At 48.7% G+C, this 5020-nt stretch carries 3 protein-coding genes and 1 pseudogene; 1 reads left to right on the top strand and 3 read right to left on the bottom strand.

The genetic code is table 11. The annotated features are described in order from the left end of the window. Positions 1-191: 191 nt before the first annotated feature. Entirely contained in the window at positions 192-956 is a 765-nt protein-coding gene (locus tag V6C93_RS28680) for a peptidylprolyl isomerase (protein WP_333480085.1), read from the bottom strand. 319 nt (positions 957-1275) lie between these two features. Here V6C93_RS28680 and V6C93_RS38510 point away from each other — a divergent pair. Continuing rightward, a pseudogene (locus V6C93_RS38510) lies at positions 1276-1491 on the top strand (zinc ribbon domain-containing protein); the annotation flags it as partial. Positions 1492-1537: 46 nt separating this feature from the next. Here the strand turns inward: V6C93_RS38510 and V6C93_RS28690 are convergent. Together V6C93_RS28690 and V6C93_RS28695 are read right to left on the bottom strand one after the other, a co-directional pair. Then, positions 1538-2116: a Uma2 family endonuclease gene (locus tag V6C93_RS28690; protein ID WP_349262869.1), complete on the bottom strand. Its 579-nt coding sequence runs from the start codon at positions 2114-2116 to the stop codon at positions 1538-1540. Positions 2117-2585: 469 nt separating this feature from the next. Beyond that, positions 2586-5020, bottom strand: a 2435-nt coding sequence (locus V6C93_RS28695; protein WP_333480087.1) for a U32 family peptidase, incomplete at its 5' end; no start/stop codon positions are given.

Raw genomic sequence — 5020 nt, forward strand, 5'->3', positions numbered from 1 at the left:
AACTAGCTATCATATATATCTCTCTGGGTTTGACAACTTATGCAATAGTCGTTTCGATCAGAACAGGAGTAAATCCTTATCTGTTAACTTAGGACTATTTCCACTCAAGATTTATTGGCTTAATTTTTCTTGTTCTCAGCACGAGATTTTTGGGCTGTAAGCCTGATTTGTCGCCCCAGTTTCCAGGGAGATCAAACCACTGAGGACCCATTGAGAACAGCTAACTGCTGATTTAGTTGCTCAGTCAGCCAGGTTGAAAAACACTCATTGAGCAACCGCTGACGCATGGGGGCGTCTAGCTGGGCTGGGATAAACTTTTCTAAGCGTACAATCACCACCCATTCTCCGAGACGTGTTGGTGGGCTAAGTTGACCGGGTTTACTTAAACGTAGGATTTGAGCGATCGCAGGGTGTGGTGTACTTAGCTCAACGGGGCCGATCAAACCACCCGTCTCAGCTTCTGGCCCTTGGGAATACTCTCGTGCTACATCAGCAAAAGACTGTTCTGCTTCCTGAATCCGAAAAAACAGTTCTTGGATCGTCCCTGGGTCTTGAGAGCGAATTAAAGAGTATATTACCCGGTCTAATTGACCTTTACGGCCTAGGAAATAGGATTCTAGTTTGTTTGCCCAAGTGGCTTGTTTGAATTTTTCAACTTTTACCCCCCGAATCGCTAAGGCTTCGACTTGTTCTACCGTCATTTGCCGCTGCTGTGCCCAAGCTTGTTTAGCGTCCTCGCTGGCAATCTGATTTTGCTCAAAGAACTGCTTACGAGCTTGAGTTGTCTCTTCCTCCGTGCAAGTGATTGACGCGATCGCCTGATCGATAATGAGTTCGCGCAGCAAGGGTGCTAGCAGTTGGTAGCCAGCCAAGAGAGGAATAATCTCTTCGCCTGTTATTGTGCGATCGCCTACTCGCAAAATTGCATCCCTAGTAGAAATTTCATTCTCTGTCAAGTAAGTTAAATCCCAATCACGGCATACAACCCCTATTATGGGTAAAGTTCCTCGATTTTTCCTGACTTTGTTAAAAAATTTTTCAAAAAATTAAACGGTGTTAGTCAAATGTCAATACCTCTAAAGAAGCAAACTGCGGCTAACTCACGCGTCCTCGCCCATCACTGATCAGAGTTCGGAGTGAGGAAATGGAACAGTAGGTTTCAGTTCTACCCTTCAAACTGTCAGAAGAAGTTTACGAACTGTATCAGTGGAGTAACGGTGCTTTCTTAGCTAAATCGGGCATTCATCCCACGTCTCACCTGATAGGGGAGCATTTGCCTATAAACTAGAGCGCCAAGAAGGCAAGTTGGTAGAAGTTGACAGAATTTTTCCCAGTTCTAAAAAGTGTTCGTGCTGTAGTCATGTTGTTGATGAGTTGCCGCTTGATATCAGGGAGTGGGATTGTCCCTCCTGTGGCACTCATCACGACAGAGATGGCAATGCAGCGTTGAACATCACAACAGAAGGCATTCGGATAATGACTATGGGCGGAGGGAGCTTAAAAATTTTTTTCCCCCCTGCTCCGGAGCTCTCTGACCTCAACTACCCGCATTCATCACCCTCTCACAGGTCAAAACCAAAGCCGGTAACGTCGGCGAAACAATCTGCTCATTCCCCTGAAAAACCCGCTCCTCATACAACCCTTCCACCCATTCCAACACCGTAACCCGCCCTTGCATAGGGTCAACAATCCAATACTCGGCAATTCCCCGCGCTGCATATTCAGAACGCTTATAACGATAATCTCGGTCGATACTTTCCTTCCCCGAAGACACCACCTCAACCACCAACAGAGGCGGTGGCATATCCATCATGACAGTAGACCGACTCGCACCCTCTAACGCCGTTGCCAGTTCCTCAGACAGCACCATCAAATCTGGGAAGCGCGTCGTTGCCCGTACACCACTCACCACCATTTCTGTCTTCTGAGTCAACCGATAAGGAGGAATACCCTGTTGCGAAAAGCAGATCAGTAAGAACATTGCAATTCGTCTGTTGAGTTCACTTTCTGGCGGCATAACAACCAACTCCCCATTCACCAGTTCGTAGAGGGTATCCGTCCCATCGTCAAAGTTAAGATACTCCTCAAGGGTCATTTTCTCGGATGTGAGCATCATCATTGCCCTGCCTTTGATAAAGATATATCTCGTGTTTACTATTATCTCTAGACTACACAGCGAACGTTTCAAAATGCGATCGCATAACTTTTACAAGAGTCGCTACGGGACAATGAAGGATAAGTAATATGATGTCCGGCAAATCAACCACAATCGATGTAGGGACGGGTTTAAGCAATCAGTTAGTTTGACACACCGATAATTCTCAATCAAAACCCGCCCTCCAACTTGGTTTTATTAAGGTTAATCAACCGGACATGATATAAGTAGACAAAATTCAATGTAAGGTGGGCATTGCCTATCGAAATCCTGTGTCTTCTACCTCCAGAGAATCATAGGCAATGCCCACCCTACTAGTTGGTTGTATTTATTTGTGTCCATCTACTTAAGGCGGTCAGCGATCAGCTCAGAGAATTTTGTCTGTAAGCAACTGTGGGGCTAGCTTTGACTTTATTGGCTTACGTCGAACTCAGGTAATGACGGATGTAGGCAATCCCAAAGGGCCACGAGTCACGCCCAGCTGATTTTGCAGCTTGAGTTCTCGCCACAGTTGAGAACCTGTAATTTCCCCTTGCAGCAGTTGGCGGTAACGAGCAATGGTTTGAGTTACTTGGTTAGGTGTCTCACTGACAAATTCAAGTCGGAAGTAGCCTACCCCTAGCGACTGTAAACGCTGTACGTATTCTGCCCCAGTTTGGGCGGTGCCGTTAAATACAGTATTTCGACAACCCGCATCCGCTTGCAGGATATGTTCCGTGCCTACCCGATCGCGCAACTTCACCTGATGTTTCTCGCAGGGGCGTCCGCAGTTGGTGTAGTCTGTCCCCGTTGATAGAAAGGCACAGAATACGCAATGCTCCATATGAAACATGGGCATGTGCTGATGGATGGTCACTTCCAACCACTGGGGCGGGCAACGGGTGAGCAAGTCTTCTAATTGATTGATGTTCAAATCGTAGGATGCCGTCAAGCGTTCCAGTCCAAATTGTTGCTTAAAGTAATCTGCCGTTAAAGAATTAGCAACATTGAGGGAGAAATCCCCAATACAGCGATCGGCGGCAAAAAACTGGAGATGGTCATAGTTTCGCACTAGATAGCCATCTGCATCACAGGATCGCACTTGCTGCAATATATAGTTCTCTCCAGGTTTGCTAATCCGAGGTGGCGCAACCCAAATGCTTGGTTTGGTACTGCTTTGATGGTCACGAACCAACTGTACGGCTTTCCGGTAGGCACGGGGGTCTTCAAATTCACAGTAGAGGATTTCGATTCCTGCCTGGAGTGCCGCTTGCAGTTGCTCCAGGTTTCGTACCAAAACGATCAGAGAGGGGGAAGTAGGGGCAACTCTTGTAGTTGTCCTAGGAAGCAAGTCTTGAAGGGAGGCTTTTGAATTCAGTTGCCAGCGCTTGGGTTGAGAGCGCAATTCTTCCAACTGCTCCACCATCTCCCGCCGCATATGGTTCAACTCGCTGACAGGCAGCATTACTGCACAATTTATGTGATTTGTCAAGACTCCCAGACAGAAGGGAGTATTGCCGAGACGACCGAATTGTTCCTGTAAGCGTTCTGTTGTGAAGGGTTTGGTGTGTGCCTCGACTAGGGGCATTGAGGACTCGACCTGGACAACATGACCCAGTTCGTCACGAGCGATCGCAATTAGGGGCTGACTCGCTTCTCCATAGACTTCGACCTGAATAGGACGGACAAACTTGGGGTTCTCCCCAGCAAAACTCTGGCGCAGTTGTCGATCTAGTTCTGGGTCGCTAGTTTTCCAAACCTTATCCCCTACATGCACTCGTCGCCAATTGATATTACCTCGTCCAAAGGTCAGTATGGCATCCTGACCCCGTTGTTCCACGGCATAGATCCGACCCCCTTCTTCCTTTGCTTCCGGGTGACCACAGTCAAAGACAACACCATCCCCAGGCTTGATAGGACAGGCAAAAGACCTGCCCCTACATTGCACTGTGACTTGCTCTTTATGGATGCGGGTCACTTCGCCTAGGTAAACCCCCCGCTTTTTGCCGAAGTGGGCGTGTACTAGTTCTTGATTATTGATTCCGCGAAACCAGCCTGTATAGATACCGCGAGAGAAGGCCATCTCCAGGTTGTAGCGTTCCTGGTCTGTAACTTGGGACTGGTTGGATAGATCCCCCCAACCCCCCTTAACAAGGGGGGCTAGATTTTTCCCCCCTTTTGAACGGGGGCTAGGGGGGATCGAAGTTGTTGTACTCACATCTTGCACCAACTCCGCCATCACGCGATCGAGCGCTTGTCGATAAACACGGGTCACGTTGGCAACGTACTCTGGTGTTTTCAGGCGACCTTCGATTTTGAGACAGGTTACTCCTGCCTTCACCAACTCTGGAAGTACCTCTAATCCTGCCAAGTCTTGGGGACTGAGGAGATATTTGCAATCACCCAGATCTACCGCTTTGCCATCAGCGATGAGTTCGTAAGGCATCCGGCAAGCTTGGGCACATTCTCCCCGGTTGGCAGAACGTCCTCCTAGCGCTTCACTGGTCAAGCACTGACCGGAATAGGCAACGCACAAGGCACCGTGAACAAAGACTTCTAAGGGAAGCGAGGCGTCTCGTTGCGCAAGCGGCTGCTGGATTTTGTTGATTTCCTTGAGGGAGCATTCGCGGGCAAGAACCACTAACTGGCAGCCGAGGGTTTTGGCAAATTCCACACCAGTCGCGCTGGTGATAGTCATCTGGGTAGAGGCATGGATGGGAAAATCGGGTGAGAGATGGCGAATCAGGCGGCAAATTCCTACATCCTGGACAATGACCGCATCCACACCCGCTGCAATAATTGTGCGGAGATACTGTTCTGCCTGTACCAGCTCTCTGGGAAAAACCAGTGTATTGAGAGTGACGTAGCCCTTCACCCCCCGATGGT

The organism is Allocoleopsis sp., assembly GCF_036703385.1.
Lineage (GTDB): Bacteria > Cyanobacteriota > Cyanobacteriia > Cyanobacteriales > Coleofasciculaceae > Allocoleopsis.

Excerpts from the sequence above, each read along its gene's own strand:
- V6C93_RS28690 (WP_349262869.1), bottom strand. The coding sequence starts at position 2,116 with ATGATGCTCACATCCGAGAAAATGACCCTTGAGGAGTATCTTAACTTT.